Genomic DNA, 18698 nt, shown 5'->3' with positions numbered 1-18698 from the left:
GGTTATGTGTACTGCCGTCGCGGGACGGTGATGTGGTAGCCGGAATCGAGAAGCTGCGGAAGATAGTCGCGCAGCGCCCGGACACTCTGGGAGCGGTCGCCCCCGGCATCGTGCGAGAGCACCACGACGCCGGGGGCGGCGCCGTTCTCCACGCGCCCGACGATGCTGCGGGTGCCGGGGGTGGTCCAGTCGAGGGTGTCGACCGTCCAGGCGAGGGGCTCCATGCCGAGTTCGGCGCCGAGTTGGAAGGCCGTGCGGTTCCAGGCGCCGTAGGGGGCGCGGAACCATTCGGGCCGCTCGCCGTAGCCGTCCTCGATGACGTCGCAGGTGCGTTCCATCTCGGAGCGGATCCGGGAGCGGGTGAGCCGGGTGAGCAGGGGGTGGGACCAGGTGTGGTTGCCGACGATGTGTCCCTCGTCCGCCATCCGGGCCAGCAGGTCCTGGTTGTCGACGGCCATCTCGCCGCACACGAAGAACATCGCGCGCACGTCGTACTCGGCGAGGGTGTCCAGGATGTGCGGGGTGTAGCGCGGGTCTGGGCCGTCGTCGAAGGTCAGCACCATGGTCCGGCCGCGTCCGGAGATCTTCAGCAACGGCTCGTGGCGTACGAGCGTCTTGTGGGGGGCGGCGCGCGGCGGGCCGTATCCGGTCAGGGGCTGCAGGCGGTAGGCCGAGGGTTTGGCCACGCGGTGGGCCGGGGGGCCGGCGGCGGGGAGGGCCGGGCGGACCGGCTCCTCGCCGGTGACCGCCGTGAGCACACCGGCCGTGCCGGCGGACGCGACCGCGACTGCGCCGGCCAGCAGGGCCCGACGCCGTGTGAGCACGGCTGCCGCCTTCGACGACAGCCGTGTGAGCAACTGATCCTTCGTCATGACTCATCAGTCGCCCGGCGGACGACCGACGCACCTCAGCAACACCGGTGCGGCGGCACGAATACACCCGGCCGGCCCAGCGAAGGCCCGGGCCCGCGGGCGACGCACGACGGTACGTCAGGACGAGGCCGTAGGAGGTCGATCGGCACCGGCACCCGGCCTCGTCCCCTCCGGCGACTCCGTCGAGGCCGGGTGCCGAGAGCCGCGGCGGGCTTTCGGTGATGGCCCGCTCACGGCCCGCCGTTCGGGTGCCCCGTTTCCGCAAAGCTTGCGCGGTCAGGTCGCGTGGATCTCGTATGCCGTCCGGACCTGCGGCTTCCGATAGCCTCACAGCCGTGACGGAACAGCACTCGCACCAGTTCGAACGGGGCACGGACGGGCCCAAGGTGATCGTCGTAGGCGTGGACGGCTCCGACTCCTCGCTCCGCGCCGCCGCGTACGCCGGAGGCCTGGCCCGGCGGCAGCACGCGCTGCTCGCCGTGGTGTACGTGCAGCCGGTGCTCGCCGCGGGCGCCGCGCTCGGCGCTCCGGTCGCCGAGACCACGGACGAGATCGCCGAGGACCTCGTGGCCCAGATCCGGCGCGCGACCGAGCAGAACAAGGGGATATTCGATGTGCGCTGGGAGTTCCACACCTTCCGCGGCGACCCCTACAGCGGGCTGACGAAGGCCGCGGACGAGCTCAAGGCCGACGCGGTCGTCGTGGGCGCTTCGGAGCAGGCGGGCCACCGGATCGTCGGCTCCGTCGCGGTACGGCTGGTCAAGGCCGGACGATGGCCGGTGACGGTGGTGCCGTAACCCCGGGCGGGGCCGGGTGATCACCCGGGGTGCCGGAGTCCGCGCAGGAACTCCAGGAGGAGCGCGTCGAACTCCTCGGGCCGCTCCAGGTTCGGGAAGTGCGCGGCGCCCTCCACCAGCACCGAGCGGCCGTGGCGGGCGGTACGGGCGAAGCGTTCCGCGTCCTCGATCAGGTCGGGCGAGTCGAGCGCGCCGTTGACCATGAGTACCGGGACGTCGATCTTCGGGACCCGGGCCCAGGTGTCGCTCATGGGCACGTGCCAGTTCCGCTCGCCCGGCGTGTGCTTGGCGATGGTGTGCAGGGCCATCTCGCGCAGGTGGTCCAGGATGCGGGGGTCGAGCTCGTCGGGTGAGCGGAACGGGCCGGCGGCGGACCCGAGGAAGATCTTCAGCCAGCCCTCGATGTCGCCCGAGTGCAGGGTCCGTTGGGAGTCCTCGACGACCTTCCGGGTCGCCTCGTGGGTGTACTGGAAGTCGCTGACGGAGGCGCCGCTCAGGACGATCCCGCGGACCAGTTCCGGATACTCGATCGCCGTGTCCCCGGCGACGGCTCCGCCCATCGAGACGCCGACCAGGACCGCGGGGCCCACGTCGAGGTGGCGCAGCAGGGCGGCGAGGTCGTCGGCCCAGCGGAAGGGCCTGGTGGCGTTGGCGGTCCAGCCGTGGCCGCGGATGTCCACGGCGAGGACGCGGTGGCCGGCGGCCAGGACCGGTGTCTGGGCCGCGAAGAGGCGGTGGTCGACGTAGCCGGCGTGCAGGAGGACGACCAGGTCCCCGGCGCCGGTGTCGAGATAGGCGATCTCCCCGTCGGCAGATGCGAAGAAGCTCAGTTCCGAAGCAGCCGTCATGACAACCAAGGTGTCATCATCGGTCGACTTTGACAACCCAGGTGTCATGATCCGGGTGCCATCATGGCCAGGTGAACGACATCGACGAGCCGCTGCCACCGGACGATCTCGGCCACCGGGTCAGCGAGGTGTTCGACCTGATCGGGGCGCTCTACCGACGCGGCCTTCGCAAGCTCGAGCAGGGCGAGGACGTCGAGGGGGCGTCCGTCGGGGTGCGCTCCGTCCTGGTCCTGCTGCACAGGTACGGCCCCATGACGGTGCCTCAGATGGGCCGGCTGATGGCACTGAGCCGGCAGTTCGTCCAGCGCATGGTCAACGACGCGCTGGACCGCGACTGGGCGGAGACCGCCCCCAACCCGGCGCACCAGCGGTCCTCGCTGATCCGCATCACCCCGGAGGGCGAGGCCGTCATCACCGCGATCCTCGCGCGCGAGCACGCCCTCAACCGGCAGGTCGGTGGCGGCGAGCTGACCGACGCCGAGCTTCGGGCGTGCGTACGCGTACTCAAGGAAATGCTGCGGACGTTCGACCACGTGGAGGTGGACTGACCCGGGCTACCGCCCCATCGTGAGCCCGTCCTTGCCCGCTCCCCGACTCAGCACGACCTCCCGGATGCGGTCGCGCACGCCGTCCAGGTCGGCGCCCTGCGCGATCGCCCGGTTCAGGTTCACCACCCGGCCCGCGTCCACGTCGAACATCTGGGGCACGAACTCCGCCTTCGCGACCCGCCAGCGCTCACCGGGCCGGGCGGGCGGGGCGAAGGTGAAGCGGGCGAGGGTGGACTGGTTGCCGCGCGGGTCCCGGGCACCCTCGTGGTTGAACATCTCACCGGCGATCTGGTCGCCCATGCCGTAGACGACCCAGGTGCCGTTGACCTTCTCGTAGGCCTGCGGGACATGGGCGTGGGTGCCGAGGATCAGGTCGATGTCGGGGCGCCCGCCGGTGCGGGCGGCGGTGAGGTCGCGGGCCAGGGCCAGTTGCTGCTCGTCGGGCGCGTCCTGCCATTCCGTGCCCCAGTGCAGCGATACGGCGACCACGTCGGCGCCCGCCTTCCGGGCGGCCCGGGCGTCCGCCAGGATCCTGTTCTCGTCCATCAGGTCGACCGCCCAGGGCTGTCCCTGGGGCAGCGGGAAGCCGTTGGTGTCGTAGGTGTAGGCGAGGTGGGCCACCTTCGCCGGGCCCGCGCGCAGGACGGTGACCGTGCGCGCCTCCTGCTCGGTGCGGGCCGATCCGGCATGCCGTACACCCGCCCGGTCGAGGGCGTCGAGGGTGCGGCGGATACCGTCGGCACCGTCGTCGAGGCTGTGGTTGGAGGCGGTGGAGCAGCCGTCGTAGCCGGTGGCGGCCAGGGCCTGGGCCACCTCGGGCGGCGACTTGAAGGTCGGATAGCCGGTGTAGTCCCCGTTCGCGCCGTAGACGGTCTCCATGTGACACAGCGCCAGATCGGCGCGGGAGACGACGGATCGGACCCCGGCGAGCATCGGCCGGAAGTCGTAGCCGTTGCCTCCCGCGTCGAAGCGGGCCCGATCGATGATCGAGCTGTGCGGCAGGACGTCCCCGGAGGCGACGAGTGTGAAGCCGCGTGGTGCGGCGGCGGACGGGGCCGGATGCCCGGGCGTCTCGTGGTCGTGCGCCTGGCAGGCGGCCCCTCCGGCGAGAAGTGCCGTGAGGGCCAGGGCAATCTGCCGTCTGCGTGCAATCATCAGCTCACCCCACTCTGGTCATATTTACTGACGAATAGGTATGAGCTTGTCCGTGTCCGCAAACGGCCCGGACGGCTGGTTGACCCTTCCGGGGCGGAACGAACCGTTCACCGAACCGTTCGTCGACGCGATCGACCGTCCGCCGCAGATCCTTGTGCGCGCCCTGTCCCTGGGCCCCCGCCTGAGGTGCCATACGGCCATGACGGCCGGAACCACCCTCACGAACGGGACGACCGCCGAGCACGAGCTCGCCGCACTGCAGCGGGAGCACGGCCGGCCCCTCTTCGCGCTCCTGCTCCGGCTCAGCGACGGCGACCGGCAACGCGCCGAGGACCTCGTGCAGGAGACCCTCGTCCGCGCCTGGCAGCACCCCGAGGCGTTGCGCGCCGACGACTTCGACTCCGTACGGCCGTGGCTGCTGACCGTGGGGCGGCGGCTCGCGATCGACGCCCGGCGGGCCCGGCAGGCGCGTCCCGCGGAGGTCGGCGACGCGGTTCTGGAGAACGCGCGGGTGTGCGCCGATCACGCGGAACGGGCGGCGGCCACCCTCGACGTACGCGAAGCTGTGAAGACACTCACTCCGGAGCACCGTGAAGTCCTGGTGCTGGTGTATTTCCAGGGGGCGAGTGTGGCGGAGGCCGCCGAAATCCTGGGGATTCCGCCCGGTACCGTGAAGTCCCGCGCGTACTACGCGCTGCGCGCCCTGCGCCGGGTGCTTCCGGGATACGCGGCCGACCTGCGGTGAAACCAATGGAAAAGTCAAACCTCCGTAAAGTGCCTTGCTGAGGACCCCGGTTGAGTAATCGGCTGTCCTCATCCGTGTTCCGGATGGGGTCCGGGCGCGGGATTCACACCGTCCGCCCGAAGGGCAGGTGGGAATCCCGCGCCCGGACCCCACCGGCCCGGCGACGGGTTACGCGCACGCACCGGAGGAAGGCAGGAAGGGATGCTGCACAGAGGGCAAGAGAGCACGGACGGGGGCGAACTCGTCGTCCCCATGGCCTGGTTGTACGCCGAGTACATCGCCGACGAGCTGCTGCGTTCCGGCGATCTGATGCCGCCGACGTCCTTCGAGTTCCGCGCCGGGCGCGACGCGCTGGCGCTCACCGTCTTCCTCGCCGACGCCGACGGCGAACTCTCCGGCATCCAGGTGGTCTCCCAATTGGAGACCTGGCTGTCCCTGACGGCCTACGACCAGCCCTGGCAGGACTGGGTGGACGACCGGATGGCCGCGCTGACCGCCGAGGCGGTCGCCTCCGGAGAGCCGGTGCCGGACCTCGAACTCGCGGCGGCGGCATGGCGCTGGCTGGAGGAGACGGAGCTGCTCGCACCCGATCTGAACGCCGTGCCGGGCGGCGGAGGGGGCCTCGGTGAGGACGAGGGCCCCAAGGTGTGGACGCCTGCGTGGCAGCTCGGCCTGCCGCTCGGTCACCTCGCCATCCACCTGTTCTAGATTCCTTTCGATTCGGACCAATCCGCGGCGCCGACCGCTCCGAATCCCTTGGTCACGATTCTGCGCATGCCTTGAGTGATTCGGCGGGCTGGTGCGTACCGGTGGGAGCAAGGAGTAACCCCACCCACACTCAACGGCACGAGGTTTCCGCATGAGGTCCTTGGAAAGGCATCGCGACGTCGGCGCGTACGCGCTCGGCGTGCTGGACGAGGCGGAGGCCTTCCGTTTCGAGGACCACCTCATGGAGTGCCCCAAGTGCGCGGCACACGTGACCGAGTTCGGTCCTGTGACCCGTCAGATGATGCTGTACCGACGGGCCACGCCCCGCGTGGTGCACCCCATGGCACAGCCGGGCCCCCAGCTCCTGAACCGCCTCCTCGCCGAGGTCGCGGTCCGGCACCGGGCGCGCCGCAGGCGGGTCCTGTACGCCGTGGCCGCCTCGGTGGTCCTGGCGGTGGGCGGTCCCACGCTCGCGCTGACGGCCGCCGGTGGCGACTCGGGGCAGGCCGCCAGCGTCGAGGCCACCGACGCCCGCTCCGGTGTGTGGGCCCAGGTCACCACCGAGGACGAGGACTGGGGCACCCAGGTGGAACTCAAGGTCAAGGACGAGTCCGGCCCCCGTGCCTGTCACCTCGTCGCGATCAGCCGCGACGGCAAGGAGGAAACCGTCACCGGCTGGAACGCCACGGGCCACGCCACCGACGACGACACCATGATGGGCAGCTCCACCTTCCACGCCGACCAGATCGACCACTACGAGGTCAGGACGTCGGGCGGGGAGCACCTGGTGACACTGGATCCGAGCTGAGCGGCCGGATCACTTGAGCAGCCTCGACATCCTCCGGTCCGCCAGCGGCTTCCCACCCGTCTGGCAGGTGGGGCAGTACTGGAGCGAGGAGTCGCTGAAGGAGACCTCGCGGACGGTGTCACCGCAGACGGGACAGGGCTCGCCGGTGCGGCCGTGGACACGCAGGCCGGACTTCTTCTCCGCCTTCAGACGGCCGGCCGCGACGCCCCGGGAGCGTTCGACCGCCTCGGTGAGTGTCGTCCGCAGGGCCCGGTAGAGGGTTTCCGTCTCCTCGGGGGTCAGGGATGCCGCCAGTTTGAACGGGGACATCCTCGCCGCGTGCAGGATCTCGTCGCTGTACGCGTTGCCGACTCCGGCGATCAGGCCCTGGTCGCGCAGGGCGCCCTTCAGCTGCCGTCGTTCCTTCGTCAGAATCGCCGTCAGGCGGGCCTCGTCGAAGTCGTCCGCCAAGGGATCCGGGCCAAGTCGTGCCACCCCCGGGACCTCCAGCGGGTCCCGCACCACGTAGACCGCGAGGCGTTTCTGCGTGCCCGCCTCCGTCAGGTCGAAGCCCGCACCGGTCTCCAGGGCCACCCGCAGGGCGAGCGGGCCCTTGCCGGGGCGGGGCGGGCCGTCGGGGAGCCGGTCCTTCCAGTGGAGCCAGCCCGCCCGGGCCAGATGGGTGACGAAGCGGGGGCCGTCGGCGGTCTCCAGGTCCAGGAACTTGCCGTGCCGGTGCACGGCGACGACCTCGCGGCCCTCGATCGCGGTGAGCGGCGGGTCGTACGTCTTCAGGACGCTGATGGCGACCGGCAGTACGCGCACGATCTCGTGGCCGACCAGGTTGTCGGTCAGGAAGTCCTTGAGTGCTTCGACCTCGGGGAGTTCCGGCATAGGTCCAGAGTGCCACCGGGGACGGCTGTGGTCAGTTCCGCTCCGGTACGACGAACTCGCACCACACGCATTTGCCGCCGCCCCGCGCCTCCACGCCCCAGACGTCGGACAGCAGGTCGACCAGGAGCAGACCCCGGCCGGAGACCCCCGACGCCCCCGCCTCCCTGCGGCGTGGCAGGGCGCTGGAGGAGTCCTCGACCTCGACACGCAGCCGCCGGCCGGCGCCGGTCAGGACCCGCAGGGTGACGATCGCCGCGCCCTCGGTGTGCATCAGGGCGTTGGTGATCAGCTCGTCGGCGACCAGTTCGATCTCGTCGGAGCGCTCCCGCGCCCCCCAGGCGACGACCGCGGCCCTGATCATGTGCCGGGCCTGGGTGAGGGCCTCGGGGTCGCCGGGCGCCACGTGCTGCTGCAGACGGCCTCCGGTCTGCGGGGTGTCCAGGCCGCGGCGGCGCAGCAGCAGGAGCGCCACGTCGTCGTCGCCGCTGCGCTCCTCGGCCACGTCGATGAGCCGGTCGGCGAGCTCCCACACGTCGGCCGGGCCGCCGGCGACGAGGGCCATGAGGGTCTGCATGCCCTCGTCGAGGTCCGCACCGGGCTGTTCGACCAGACCGTCGGTGCACAGCAGCAGGGTGCCCCCGGGGTCGAGCTCGACGGTGCCGACGGGGTAGTCGAGCTGCCCGAACTCGGCGGACAGGCCCAGCGGCAGCCCGCCGTCCACGGTCACCCGGTGGCAGCTCCCGTCGGCCCACCGGACCAGCGGGTCGATATGGCCCGCCCTGACCACCTGGACGACTCCGGTGGCCAGGTCGGCCTCCGCGTACAGGCAGGTCGCGAAGCGTGCGGTGTCGAGCTCGTGCAGGAACACGGAGGCCCGGGCCATCACGGTGGCCGGGGTGTGGCCCTCGGCGGCGTAGGCCCTCAGGACGATCCGCAGCTGGCCCATGACGGCCGCGGCGTGCGTGTCGTGGCCCTGGACGTCTCCGATGACGGCGCCGACGCGGCCGCCGGGCAGGGGGATCAGGTCGTACCAGTCGCCGCCGATGTCCCGGCCCAGCGAGCCCTCGGCGGTGGCGGCCCGGTAGCGGACGGCGACGTCGGCGCCGGGCACGCTGGGGATGCTGCGCGGCAGCATGGCCTGCTGGAGGCCGGTGGCGAGATCCTTCTCCTGCTCGTACAGCATGGCTCGCTGAAGGCTCTGGGCGATGCTGCTGCCGAGGGCGATGAGGACGTTGCGGTCCTCGGGGGTGAAGCCGTGGCGGTCGCTGTAGAGGAGTCCCATGGCGCCGATCGGGCGGGCTTCGGCGATGAGCGGGAGGTAGGCGGCGGAGGTGATGTTCAGGCCGGTGATGTGCGGCCACAGGATCGGGTAGCGGTCCGCGAACTCCTCCGGCGACTCGATGAACCGGGGGCTGAGGGTCCGTACGGCCTCGCTCATCGGGTACGGCTCGTCGATCCGGGTGATGTCGGTGCCGGGCACGAAGCTGCCCGCGGGGCCCTCGGCGATCAGCCTGATCCGGCCGGCCTCGACCAGGCCCATGACGAGGCTGGTCGCGCCGAGGTGGGTGAGGCCGTGGGTGTCCTTGAGGACGTCGATGACGTCCTGGACGGTCCGGGCGTGGGCGAGGGCGGCCGTGGTGAGCTGTACGACGTTGGTCTGCCGGCGTTGGGCCTCGTCCTGGGCCGCCTGCGCTCTGCGGGCCTCGAGTTCGCCCATCTCCTGGGTGGCGTCGCGGACGATGCCGATGATCCGGCGCGGGCGGCCCGTCTCGTCGCGGCGGATGTAGCCCTGGGTGTGGGTCCAGCGCAGGCTCCCGTCGCGGCACCGCAGGCGGAAGTAGGTGCCGTAGTTCTCGCTGCCGTCCTTCATGGCCTGGGCGACCAGGGCGTCGAGCCGGTGGGCCTCGGCGGTCGGGACGCGTACGGCAAGGCTCGTGGGGTGTCCGTCGTATTCGTCGGGGCGCAGGTCGAAGACCTCGTGGGCCTGGGCGTCCATGTGGAACAGACCGGTGCCGAGGTCCCAGTCGAAGCTGCCCATGCGGTTGAGCGCCAGGATCGGATCCGGGTGGGCGGGCCAGTCGTCCGGGAGTGACAGGGCGCTCGCTCCCCGATCAACCATGGGGCCACCTTGACAGGATTTGTCCGATTCTTCGACCGGGGAGAGGCGCGCCGGGCCCGGCATGCTCGTCCGGGTTACGCACGTGCGGAGGAGGTACACGGAGAGTCACGCGGGGTGGCGGCGTGACAATGGAGGCAGGAGCGCACGGCTGTGGACTGGTTCACCGCACCCGACTACTGGCTGGGCCGGCTGGTCTTCCAGCGGGCCCTGGCCGTGCTGTACGTCGTCGCGTTCCTGGCGGCGGCCCTCCAGTTCAGGGCCCTGCTCGGGGAGCGCGGGATGCTGCCGGTCCCGCGATTCGTGGCGCGGGTGCCGTTCCGGCGGGCGCCGAGCCTCTTCCAGCTCCACTACTCGGACCGGTTCTTCGCGATGTGCGCGTGGACGGGCTGCGCGGTGGCCGTGGCCCTGGCGGCGGGCGTCGACTCCCGGCTGCCGCTGTGGGGCGGGATGCTGCTGTGGCTGCTGCCGTGGCTGCTGTATCTGTCGATCGTCAACGTGGGCCAGACCTGGTACGGCTTCGGCTGGGAGTCGCTGCTGCTGGAGGTGGGCTTCCTCGCGGTGTTCCTCGGCAACGACGACGTGGCCCCGCCCGTCGTGGTGCTGTTCCTGCTGCGCTGGCTCCTGTTCCGGGTCGAGTTCGGCGCGGGACTGATCAAGATGCGGGGAGACGACTGCTGGCGCAGGCTCACCTGCCTCTACCACCACCACGAGACCCAGCCGATGCCGGGTCCGCTGAGCCGGTACTTCCACCATCTGCCCCGGCCCGTGCACCGGGTGGAGGCGGCCGCGAACCACGTCACCCAACTCGCCGTGCCCTTCCTGCTGTTCACCCCGCAGCCGATCGCCATGACAGCCGCGTCACTGATGATCGTCACCCAGCTGTGGCTGGTGCTCTCGGGCAACTTCGCCTGGCTGAACTGGATCACCGTCGTGCTCGCGGTCCCGGCGCTGGAACTCCCCGGCGACGCACCCGGCCTTCGCGCCGCCCCGCTCTGGTACGAGGTCCTGGTCCTCGCCGTCGCCGCGCTCCTGCTCGGCCTGAGCTTTCACCCGGTCCGCAACATGATCTCCCGCCGCCAGATCATGAACCGCTCCTTCGACCCGCTCCATCTCGTCAACTCCTACGGCGCGTTCGGCAGCGTCAGCCGGATCCGCTACGAGGTGGTGGTCGAGGGCACGGCGGACGCCGTACCGCGCAGGGACTCCGAGTGGAAGGAGTACGACTTCAAGGGCAAGCCGGGCGATCCACGGCGTCGGCCACGTCAGTTCGCGCCCTACCATCTGCGCCTGGACTGGATGATGTGGTTCGCCGCGCTGTCCCCGGCGTACGCCGAGGCGTGGTTCGGCCCGATGATCGAACGGCTCCTGGAGAACGACCCGGCCACGCTGAAGCTGCTGCGTCACTCCCCGTTCCCGGCCGACGCTCCGCCGCGCCATGTCCGCGCCCGTCTCTTCCGGTACCGGTACACGACGTGGCGGGAGCTGCGGGAGACGGGCGCGCACTGGGAACGGACGTACGTCCGGGAGTTCTGGCCGCCGACACGGCTGACGGGGGGCGCGACGCCCTGAAGAGCGAGAAGGGTGGCGATTCAGCCCGGGTCGCGCACCGCCAGGTCGGTCAGGAGGCCCGTGTCCCGCAGCTCCTGCCAGAAGGCGGCGGGTACCGGCATCGCGAACTGGTCGGCCGCGTCCCGGACTTCGTCCGCCGTGCGGGTGCCCACCAGGACGCTCGCGACGGCGGGGTGGGACGCGCAGAACGCCAGGGCGGCGGCCCGGAGGCTGATGCCGTGCCGCTCGGCGATCTCCTTCATGCGCAGGGCCTTGTCCAGCAACCGCGCGGGGGCCTGGGCGTAGTTGTACGCCGCCTCGGGCCTCGGATCCGCCAGCAGGCCCGAGTTGAAGGCACCGCCGACGACCACCGAGACGCCCCGCTCGACGGCGGCGGGCAGCAGTTCGGTGAGCGCGCTCTGGTCGAGCAGGGTGTAGCGGCCGGCGCACAGCACCACGTCGACGTCGGTCTCGCGGACGAAACGGGTGAGCATCTCCGCCTGGTTCATGCCGACGCCGATCGCCCCGACCACGCCCTCCGAGCGGAGTTTCTCCAGGGCCGGACAGGCCTCGCGGAAGGCCTGTTCGGCGTGGTCGTCCGGGTCGTGGAGGTAGACGACGTCCACGCGGTCCAGGCCGAGCCGTTGCAGGCTGGCCTCCAGGGTGCGTCGTATGCCGTCCTCGCTGAAGTCCCAGACGCGGCGCTGCGTGGCGGGGACCGCGAAGCCGTTGGCCAGGTCGTCCCCGCCGCCCATGGAGGGTTCCAGGCGGCGGCCGACCTTCGTGGAGATCGTGTACTCGGACCGGGGGCGCTCCCGAAGGGCCTCCCCCAGCCGCCGTTCCGACAGTCCGAGGCCGTAGTGCGGGGCGGTGTCGAAGTAGCGGATGCCTCGCTGCCAGGCGGCGGCCACCGCCTCGTGTGCCTGCTCGTCGCTCACCTCGGTGAAGAGGTTGCCGATGGCGGCGGCGCCGAAGCCGAGTCCGCCGACCCGGACGCCGCTGCTGCCCAGCGTGTTCACTGGCCCACCGGCCTCAGGCGCAGGCCCTGCATGCCGCCGTCGACGGCGAGGGAGGTGCCGGTGGTGGCACCGGACAGGGGACTGGCCAAGTAGGCGATGGCGCCCGCGACTTCGGCTGCGGAGACGAGACGTCCGGTGGGCTGTCGGGCCTCCAGCGCGGCGCGTTCGGCGGCCGGGTCGGGGGCCTTGGCGAGCAGGCGGCCGATCCACGGGGTGTCCGCCGTACCGGGGTTGACGCAGTTCACGCGGATGCCGTCGCGGACGTGGTCGGCGGCCATGGCGAGGGTCAGGGAGTACACCGCCCCCTTGGTCGCGCTGTACAGCGCCCGCTGCGGGAGGCCCGCGGTGGCCGCGATGGACGAGGTGTTGACGATCGCCGCGTGTGCGGACTCGCGCAGGTGGGGCAGGGCGGCGCGGGCCACCCGGACCATGCCGACGACGTTGACGTCGAGCACGCGGTGCCATTCCTCGTCGTCGTTGTCCGCGACGGTGCCCTGGGCGCCGATGCCCGCGTTGTTGACCACCACGTCCAGTCCGCCGAGGTCCGCGACGGCCGCGGCCACGGCCGCGCGGACCGAGGCGTCTTCGGTGACGTCCGCCCGGTAAGCGAGCAGCGGCTTCTCGACCGAGGACGGGTCCAGGTCGAGGACGGCGACCTGGGCGCCGCGTGCGACGAGGAGTTCAGCGGTGGCCCGGCCGATGCCGGAGGCCCCGCCGGTCACCAGCGCCTTGAGACCCTCGAAGTCGCTCATGCGGCCCGTCCCTTCTTCTGTGCGTCATCGGCGAGGTCTTCTGCCCAGAAGGCGCCGTCGGGGAACGTGTACCGCGCGATGGACTCGGGGCGCATGGCGGCCGAGAAGCCCGGCGCGGTGGGTGCCGTGTAGTGGCCGTCCCTGATCACAACGGGGTCGAGGAAGTGGTCGTGCAGATGGTCGACGTACTCGATGACCCGGTCCTCGGTGGTTCCGGTGACCGCCACGTAGTCGAACATGGAGAGGTGCTGGACGAGTTCGCACAGGCCGACCCCGCCCGCGTGCGGGCAGACCGGTACGCCGAACTTGGCCGCGAGCAGCAGGATGGCGAGGTTCTCGTTGACGCCGCCGACGCGGGCCGCGTCGATCTGGACCACGTCGAGGGAGCCGGCCTGGAGCAGCTGCTTGAAGACGACCCGGTTCTGGACGTGCTCGCCGGTGGCGACCTTCACGGGGGCCACGGCCCGGCGGATCGTGGCGTGCCCGAGGATGTCGTCAGGGCTGGTGGGCTCCTCGATCCAGTACGGGTCGAACTCGGCGAGTGCCTTGGTCCAGCGGATCGCCTCGTCGACGTCCCAGCGCTGGTTGGCGTCGATCGCCATGCGGATGTCGGGGCCGACGACCCGGCGGGCGACGCGGCAGCGCCGTATGTCGTCCTCCAGGTCCGCGCCGACCTTCAGCTTGATCTGCCGGAAGCCGTCGGCGACGGCCTCGGCGGCGAGCCGGGTGAGCTTGGCGTCGTCGTAGCCGAGCCAGCCGGCGGAGGTGGTGTAGGCGGGGTAGCCGCGTTCCGACAGGAGCACCTTGCGGTCCTGGGCGCCCTCCCGGCCCCGCCGCAGGATCTGCAGTGCCTCCTCGGGAGTGAGCGCGTCCGTGAGGTAGCGGAAGTCGACCTGCCGGACCAGCCACTCGGGCTCGGCGTCGGCCAGGAACTGCCACAGCGGCTTGTCGGCGCGTTTGGCGGCCAGGTCCCACACGGCGTTGACGACCGCTCCGATCGCCATGTGCATCACGCCCTTCTCGGGGCCGAGCCAGCGCAGCTGGCTGTCGCCGATCAGGTCGCGGTTCAACGTCCCCGGGTCCGCGCACAGTTCCTCGACCGGCCGTCCGACCACGTGTCCGCGCAACGCCTCGATCGCGGCGACCTGGACCTCGTTGCCCCGCCCGATGGTGAAGGTGAAGCCGTGCCCCTCGTGCCCGTCGGCCGCGTCGGTGCGCAGCACGACGTAGGCCGCCGAGTAGTCGGGGTCCGGGTTCATCGCGTCGGAGCCGTCGAGCTCGCGCGAGGTGGGGAAGCGGATGTCGTAGGTGTCTACCGCAGTGATGCGGGCGGGGGTCGAGGACACGGAGGACCTTTCGGTAGGTGACGGGCGGCCGGACTCAGTCCTGGGCGCGCCCCGTCGTCACACGGGCGATCATGAGGGCGACGAGGATGATTCCGCCGTAGATGGCCTGGATCCAGAAGGACGGCACCTGGGCGAGGGTCAGCAGGTTCTGTACGACTCCCAGCAGGAGTACGCCGGTCAGGGCGCCGAACATGGTGCCCTTGCCGCCGTCGAGGCTCAGGCCGCCGATGACCGCGGCCGCCATCACCGTGAAGATCATGTTGTTGCCCTGGTTGGCGCTGATCGCGCCGACGTAGCCGGTCTGCATGATTCCGCCCACCGCGGCGAGGACGCCCGCGACGACCGAGACCCCGAGCACCACACGGTCGACGCGGATACCGGCAGCGCGGGCCGCGTCCGCGTTGCCGCCGATCGCGTACAGGGCGCGGCCGACCCGGTGGTACTTGAGGATCAGCCCGGCGACACCGAAGGCGACCGCGGCCAGCCACACCGAGAGCGGGACGCGCAGAAAGGTGGAGGTGGCCAGGGTGAAGAACCCGTCGGGCATGCCGAACAGCGTCTTGCCCTTGGTGGCGCCCACCAGCAGTCCGCGCAGGACGATCAGCATCGCGAGGGTGACGATGAAGGCGTTGAGCTTGAACCGCACCACGAGGAAGCCGTTGAAGGCGCCGATGGCTCCGCCGACGACGAGGATCGCGACGAGGGCGAGCGCGGTCGGCCATTCCGTGCCCCAGCCGGACTGGGCCGAGGGCAGGACCAGGAGTGCGCCGACGGCGGGTGCGATGCCGACCACCGACTCCAGTGACAGGTCGATCTTGCCAGTGATGAGGATCAGGGACTCGGCCAGGACCACCATGGCGAGCGCGGCGGACGCGCCCAGGATGGAGATCAGGTTGCGTTCGGTGAGGAAGGAGTCGTTGACGAAGGCGCCGATCACCAGGAGCACCAACAGGGCCGGTACAAGGGCGAGTTCGCGGGCCCGGCGCAGCATCACGGCACGGGCGGCTCGCGGGTCCGGTACGCTCACCGGCTTCAGCGGCGGGGCCTTGGTGTCAGCCATGGTCCACTCCTTCGATGGAGGCGATCAGCTCGTGGTCGCGCCAGCCGGCCGGGTGCTCGGCGACCACGCGGCCGTGGAAGAGGACGAGGACGCGGTCGCAGCGGCGCAGGTCGTCGAGTTCGTCGGAGACGACGAGGACCGCGGTGCCGTCGTCGCGGGCGCTGTCCACGCGGGAGAGCAGGGATTCCTTGGACTTCACGTCGACGCCCGCGGTGGGGTTGACGAGGACGAGCAGGCGGGGGTCGGAGGCGAGAGCGCGGGCCATGACGACCTTCTGCGCGTTGCCTCCCGACAGGTCGGAGACGGGCTGGTCGGGACCCTCGGCGTGGATGTCGAGGCGGTCGATCAGCTCGGTGGCGAAGCCGCGCTTGCGATCGGTGCCGACGAAGCCGTAGCGGCCGAGGCGGTCCAGGACACTGAGGGTGGCGTTGTCGCCGATGGTCATGCCGAAGACCAGCCCCTGGGAGTGCCGGTCACGCGGCACGAAGCCCACACCGGCCTTCAAAGAGGCCTGCACATCGCCGAACGGCAGTGGCCTGCCGTCCAGTTGAGCGGTTCCGCTCGTCGGGGTGTGCAGTCCCGTGAACGACTCGGCGAGCTCGATCTTGCCGCTGCCGCTGATCCCGGCGAGGCCGACGACCTCGCCGCGGCGGACGGTGAGATCGATGTCCTGGTAGGCGCCGGAGGTGAGGCCGCGGGCCTCGAGCAGGACGGGGGCACCGTCCTCGACTCCCCTTACGTCCACGGCCTGTTCGGCGACGGTCTCGCCGGCCATGGCCTCGACCAGGGCGGCCCGTGGCATGTCGGCCACCGCCGCCGTGGTGATCCACCGGGCGTCCCGCAGGACCGTCACCGTCTGGCACACCTCGTACACCTCCTGGAGGTGGTGCGAGATGAACAGGAAGGTGACCCCCGAGTCCTGGAGCGCCCGCATCCGGCTGAAGAGGCGCTCGATCTCCCGCTTGTCGAGCTGCGCGGTCGGCTCGTCGAGGACGATGAAGCGGGCGCCGAAGCTCAACGCCCGTGCGATCTCCACCATTTGGCGGTCCTCGACCTTGAGGTCGGCGGTGCGCGCCTCCGGGTCGACACGGACGTCCCAGGTGTCGAGGAGCTCGGCGGCCTCCTTCTGCAGCCTGCGCCAGCTGATGAAGCCCCTTTTCAAGGGCTGCCGGTTGATGAAGAGGTTCTCGGCGACCGTCAACTCGGGTACGACGGTGGGCTTCTGGTAGACGCAGGCGACCTTGCCGCGCCAGGCGTCCCGGTCTCCGAGCGGGGGCGCGGGCTCGCCGTCGAAGCGGACGGTGCCCTCGTCGGGGGCCTGGAGACCGGTGAGGACGGTGACAAGGGTGGACTTGCCCGCGCCGTTGCGCCCGACGAGGGCGTGGGACTCGCCGGACACGACGGTGAGGCGACCGTCGGCGAGGGCGGTCGTGGGACCGTACCGCTTGACGATGCCCTGGGCTTCAACCAGTGGGGTGCTCATTTGGCGGTGTTGCCCCACAGCTTGGGGTCGTCGACGTTGTCCTTGGTGACCAGGGGCGCGGGCAGCTGGTCCTCCAGGATGCCGCCGGCCAGCTTGACGATCGTGGAGTCGTGGTCGGTGGGCCCGGGCTTGAAGGTCTTCCCCTCCATCGCCGCCTTGATGTAGTACATGCCGTACTTGGCGTACAGGTCGGCCGGCTGGGAGACGGTGGCGTCGATCTCGCCCTTGCGGATGGCGTCGAACTCCTGCGAGATGCCGTCGTTGGAGACGATCGTGATGTGGCCGGCCTGCCCGGCCTTCTTCAGCATCCCCTTGGACTTGAGGGTCTGCAGGGTCGGCGCGAGATAGACGCCGCCGGCCTGCATGTAGATGCCCTTGATGTCGGGGTTGGCGTTGAGGAGGGTGTTCAGCTGCGAGGCGGCCGTGTCGGACTCCCACTTGGCGGGGATCTCCAGGACCTTCAGCTTCGGGAAGTTCTTCTTCACACAGGCCCGGAAGGCCTCGGAGCGGTCGCGTCCGTTGACGGAGGCCAGATCGCCCATGATCTGCACGACCTTGCCGGACGGGATCTGCCCGCCGAGGTACTGGCAGGCCTTCTCGCCGTACGACACGTTGTTCGCCCGTACGACCATGGCGACCTTGCCCTTGTCGGGGGCCACGTCGACGGCGACGACCGGGACGCCCTTGCGTTCGGCCTGGTCGAGGCCGGCCTCGATGGCGGCACTGTCCAGCGGGGCGACGACCAGGCCCTTGACGCCCTGGTTGAGCTCGTTGTTGATGTCGGTGATCTGCTGGGAGGGATCGCTGTTGGAGTTGACGGTCTTCAGCGCGTCCACCCCCTCGGACTTGGCCATCTTGGGCACGTAGTCGTTGTACGACTGCCAGAACGGCGAGGTCAGCAGCGGCAGGACCACGCCCACCTTGCCCGTCCCGTCGCCGCCCTCACTGCCGGCGCTGCCGGTGTCCTTGGTGCTGCCGCACGCGGCGAGCACGAGCGAGGCCCCGGCGACCGCGGCCACCGCGCCGACCATCCGAAATCTGTTCCGCTTCCCCACTGTCCTGACGGGCATCTTGCGGCTCCTCATCGAGCGTGTCCGAGCGTCATCGAGCTGAGCGAGTTCGAGCGATGACCGCATACTTATCAGACCACTCGACCCCCGCAATACCCTTCGACGGCATTTTTTCCCGACTTTCGGCCATAGTGGTCCGACCACATCGGCGGTTAGACTGCGGCGCACCCGGTGATGTGGAGGAACGGCGTGGACCAGACAGCCCCGCAGAAGGGCACTGTGACGCAGCGCGCCATCGAGCAGATCAAGGCGATGATCGGCGAGGGCCGGCTGGAACCGGGCCAGCGGTTGCCGACCGAACGCGATCTGGCGGTACAGCTGGGCATCTCCCGCAGTTCGATGCGCGAGGCGATCCGCGCGCTCACCGTCCTCGGAGTGCTGGAGGCACGGCACGGCTCGGGCATCTACGTCACCCAGCTGGAGGCCGGCGACCTGCTGGAGACCTTCGGGGTGGTCGCCGATCTGTCCCGGGGCCCGCAGCTGGTGGAGCTGCTGGAAGTGCGCCGCATCCTCGAGTCGACGGCGACCGCGCTGGCCGCCGCCCGGATCACGGCCGACCAGCTGGCCGAGGTCGAGAAGCACCTCACGGCGATGAACGCCACCGACGACCCCGAGGTGATCCTCGCCCACGACCTGGCCTTCCACCGCGAGATCGCGGGGGCGGCCGGCAACGACACGATGGCGGCGATCCTGGAGGGACTGTCGTCCAGGACGTTCCGCGCCCGGGTGTGGCGGGGGTACCAGGAGGAGGGCGCCTTCGAGCGGACCCGGCGCGAGCACGCGGCGATCCACCGCGCCCTGGTCGCCCACGACCCGGAGGCGGCCCGGGCGGCGGCCGCCGCGCATGTGGGCGAGGTGGAGGAGTGGCTGCGGGCACAGCTCGGAGCCTGACGCGGAGCTGAGGCCGGGACGGAGTGGTCACCGGGTCGCCGATGCCCGGTGACCAC

General features: G+C 70.8%; 18 protein-coding genes. 7 read left to right on the top strand and 11 right to left on the bottom strand.

From position 1 onward, the window contains the following. Positions 1–2: 2 nt before the first annotated feature. The gene (locus ACFYRX_RS22855) at positions 3–872 is read right to left on the bottom strand and encodes a polysaccharide deacetylase family protein (protein ID WP_389102559.1); all 870 of its coding nucleotides are present in this window, start codon (positions 870–872) and stop codon (positions 3–5) included. Between the two features lie 335 nt (positions 873–1207). On the opposite strand from ACFYRX_RS22855, the gene ACFYRX_RS22850 reads away from it, so the two are divergent. After that, entirely contained in the window at positions 1208–1669 is a 462-nt protein-coding gene (locus tag ACFYRX_RS22850; RefSeq protein WP_328752226.1) for a universal stress protein, read from the top strand. 20 nt (positions 1670–1689) lie between these two features. On the opposite strand, the gene ACFYRX_RS22845 is transcribed toward ACFYRX_RS22850, so the two are convergent. Further along, the gene (locus ACFYRX_RS22845) at positions 1690–2517 is read right to left on the bottom strand and encodes an alpha/beta fold hydrolase (RefSeq protein ID WP_389102556.1); all 828 of its coding nucleotides are present in this window, start codon (positions 2515–2517) and stop codon (positions 1690–1692) included. 71 nt (positions 2518–2588) lie between these two features. On the opposite strand from ACFYRX_RS22845, the gene ACFYRX_RS22840 reads away from it, so the two are divergent. Then, the gene (locus ACFYRX_RS22840) at positions 2589–3065 is read left to right on the top strand and encodes a MarR family winged helix-turn-helix transcriptional regulator (protein ID WP_389102555.1); all 477 of its coding nucleotides are present in this window, start codon (positions 2589–2591) and stop codon (positions 3063–3065) included. Between the two features lie 6 nt (positions 3066–3071). Here the strand turns inward: ACFYRX_RS22840 and ACFYRX_RS22835 are convergent, their stop codons facing one another. Beyond that, a complete protein-coding gene (locus ACFYRX_RS22835; RefSeq protein ID WP_389102552.1) occupies positions 3072–4220 on the bottom strand; it encodes a CapA family protein in 1149 nt (382 codons plus the stop codon). 199 nt (positions 4221–4419) lie between these two features. On the opposite strand from ACFYRX_RS22835, the gene ACFYRX_RS22830 reads away from it, so the two are divergent. The 3 genes from ACFYRX_RS22830 (at position 4420) to ACFYRX_RS22820 (ending at position 6481) form a co-directional block, all read left to right on the top strand. After that, positions 4420–4965 (top strand): sigma-70 family RNA polymerase sigma factor, encoded by a 546-nt coding sequence (locus ACFYRX_RS22830; RefSeq protein ID WP_389102745.1) that lies wholly within the window; start codon positions 4420–4422, stop codon positions 4963–4965. A 201-nt stretch (positions 4966–5166) separates the two neighbouring features. Continuing rightward, a complete protein-coding gene (locus ACFYRX_RS22825; RefSeq protein ID WP_389102550.1) occupies positions 5167–5673 on the top strand; it encodes a hypothetical protein in 507 nt (168 codons plus the stop codon). A 151-nt stretch (positions 5674–5824) separates the two neighbouring features. Continuing rightward, entirely contained in the window at positions 5825–6481 is a 657-nt protein-coding gene (locus tag ACFYRX_RS22820) for a zf-HC2 domain-containing protein (protein WP_389102548.1), read from the top strand. 9 nt (positions 6482–6490) lie between these two features. Here ACFYRX_RS22820 and ACFYRX_RS22815 read toward each other — a convergent pair whose 3' ends face one another. After that, a complete protein-coding gene (locus tag ACFYRX_RS22815) occupies positions 6491–7354 on the bottom strand; it encodes an Fpg/Nei family DNA glycosylase (protein WP_389102545.1) in 864 nt (287 codons plus the stop codon). 31 nt (positions 7355–7385) lie between these two features. Further along, positions 7386–9473 (bottom strand): SpoIIE family protein phosphatase, encoded by a 2088-nt coding sequence (locus tag ACFYRX_RS22810; RefSeq protein WP_389102544.1) that lies wholly within the window; start codon positions 9471–9473, stop codon positions 7386–7388. A gap of 150 nt (positions 9474–9623) precedes the next feature. Here ACFYRX_RS22810 and ACFYRX_RS22805 point away from each other — a divergent pair, with 150 nt between their 5' ends. Next, the gene (locus tag ACFYRX_RS22805; RefSeq protein ID WP_389102543.1) at positions 9624–11042 is read left to right on the top strand and encodes a lipase maturation factor family protein; all 1419 of its coding nucleotides are present in this window, start codon (positions 9624–9626) and stop codon (positions 11040–11042) included. A gap of 20 nt (positions 11043–11062) precedes the next feature. On the opposite strand, the gene ACFYRX_RS22800 is transcribed toward ACFYRX_RS22805, so the two are convergent. The 6 genes from ACFYRX_RS22800 to ACFYRX_RS22775 are packed head-to-tail and all read right to left on the bottom strand — an operon-like array spanning position 11063 to position 17751. After that, positions 11063–12040 carry an aldo/keto reductase gene (locus tag ACFYRX_RS22800; protein WP_389102540.1) on the bottom strand — a complete coding sequence of 326 codons (978 nt, stop codon included), beginning with the start codon at positions 12038–12040 and terminating at the stop codon, positions 11063–11065. Next, on the bottom strand, positions 12037–12792 hold the full coding sequence (locus tag ACFYRX_RS22795; RefSeq protein ID WP_389102538.1) for an SDR family NAD(P)-dependent oxidoreductase: 756 nt from the start codon (positions 12790–12792) through the stop codon (positions 12037–12039). Before ACFYRX_RS22795 ends, ACFYRX_RS22800 begins: the two co-directional genes overlap by 4 nt. Further along, positions 12789–14138, bottom strand: coding sequence for an L-fuconate dehydratase (locus ACFYRX_RS22790; RefSeq protein WP_389102536.1), 1350 nt, complete (start codon positions 14136–14138; stop codon positions 12789–12791). The genes ACFYRX_RS22795 and ACFYRX_RS22790 overlap by 4 nt, the downstream gene beginning before the upstream one ends. Before the next feature lie 34 nt (positions 14139–14172). Further along, entirely contained in the window at positions 14173–15198 is a 1026-nt protein-coding gene (locus ACFYRX_RS22785; RefSeq protein WP_389102534.1) for an ABC transporter permease, read from the bottom strand. Beyond that, entirely contained in the window at positions 15191–16681 is a 1491-nt protein-coding gene (locus tag ACFYRX_RS22780) for a sugar ABC transporter ATP-binding protein (protein WP_389102531.1), read from the bottom strand. Before ACFYRX_RS22780 ends, ACFYRX_RS22785 begins: the two co-directional genes overlap by 8 nt. Beyond that, on the bottom strand, positions 16678–17751 hold the full coding sequence (locus ACFYRX_RS22775) for a sugar ABC transporter substrate-binding protein (RefSeq protein ID WP_389102528.1): 1074 nt from the start codon (positions 17749–17751) through the stop codon (positions 16678–16680). The genes ACFYRX_RS22780 and ACFYRX_RS22775 overlap by 4 nt, the downstream gene beginning before the upstream one ends. A 189-nt stretch (positions 17752–17940) precedes the next feature. On the opposite strand from ACFYRX_RS22775, the gene ACFYRX_RS22770 reads away from it, so the two are divergent. Further along, the gene (locus ACFYRX_RS22770; protein WP_389102525.1) at positions 17941–18642 is read left to right on the top strand and encodes a FadR/GntR family transcriptional regulator; all 702 of its coding nucleotides are present in this window, start codon (positions 17941–17943) and stop codon (positions 18640–18642) included. Positions 18643–18698 lie beyond the last annotated feature (56 nt).

Origin of the sequence: Streptomyces sp. NPDC005374 (genome assembly GCF_042872225.1) — a bacterium.
In the GTDB taxonomy this organism is placed as follows: Bacteria; Actinomycetota; Actinomycetes; order Streptomycetales; family Streptomycetaceae; genus Streptomyces.
This window is presented reverse-complemented; position numbering and strand designations above follow the sequence as displayed.